The sequence below is a fragment of the Thiolapillus sp. genome, assembly GCF_048562965.1.
GTDB classification, from domain to species: Bacteria; Pseudomonadota; Gammaproteobacteria; order Chromatiales; family Chromatiaceae; genus Thiolapillus; species Thiolapillus brandeum_A.
This window is the reverse complement of record NZ_JBHNMF010001305.1, coordinates 1-712: the sequence shown is the minus strand read 5'-3', so window position 1 is coordinate 712 and position 712 is coordinate 1. Positions and strand designations below refer to the sequence as shown.

Sequence of the window (712 nt, the reverse complement as noted above, 5' to 3'; positions counted from 1 at the left end):
CAGGGGCGAAGGGAGTGAAAATGCCCCGCGGAGATATCAACTCCATAAAAGAATACCCTGTTCCAATACCGCCCGAGACTACCGAACAACAAAAAATCGCCCACTGCCTCTCCTCCCTTGATGAGGTGATCGGGCTGGAGTCGCACAAGCTCGACGCCCTCAAGAACCTCAAGAAAGGCCTGATGCAGCAGCTTTTCCCGCAGGAGGTGGCATAGATGCAACCTTCTGTGCCGAACGGCCTTCTTCGCTCTGATCTGGACGGCAAGGGTCTGTTGCCGCAGGTAACGCAGGCCAGCCATTCTGAGCTTTCCGAGGCTGATCAATATCGCGGAGGGCAGGGAGGTGTCATGAACGTCCTTGTGTATCGCCAGGGGACGACAAACTGCCTTGTGTCGCATAAAACGATAATGGCGATACACAACAAAGGTTATATTGGCCGGCGGACACGCCGATATCCCCTGCTTTTTGCGAGGATTCCGGCAGGCCATCCATCATGGCGCGCCGCCGTCAGGCCGCGCTTCGTTTGTCACCGTGCCTCACGGGACGCTGGTGACCTGCCAAAAAACCACCACGGAAGTAATCCCGGATACTTGCCCGCCCGGCTGATACCATGGACTCACGTGGAGATGGAGGAAAACAACGAATGAGCCAACAGGATCGAATACAACTGGGTAAAACACTCTGGGCCATCGCCGATGACCTGCGCGGATCG

Annotated in this window: 1 protein-coding gene; it reads left to right on the top strand. The window is 56.3% G+C overall.

The window, feature by feature from the left end; all coding sequences use genetic code 11:
• The coding region (locus ACOCD2_RS23975; RefSeq protein WP_293653914.1) for a restriction endonuclease subunit S at positions 1–215 on the top strand (215 nt) is incomplete at its 5' end.
• Positions 216–712 lie beyond the last annotated feature (497 nt).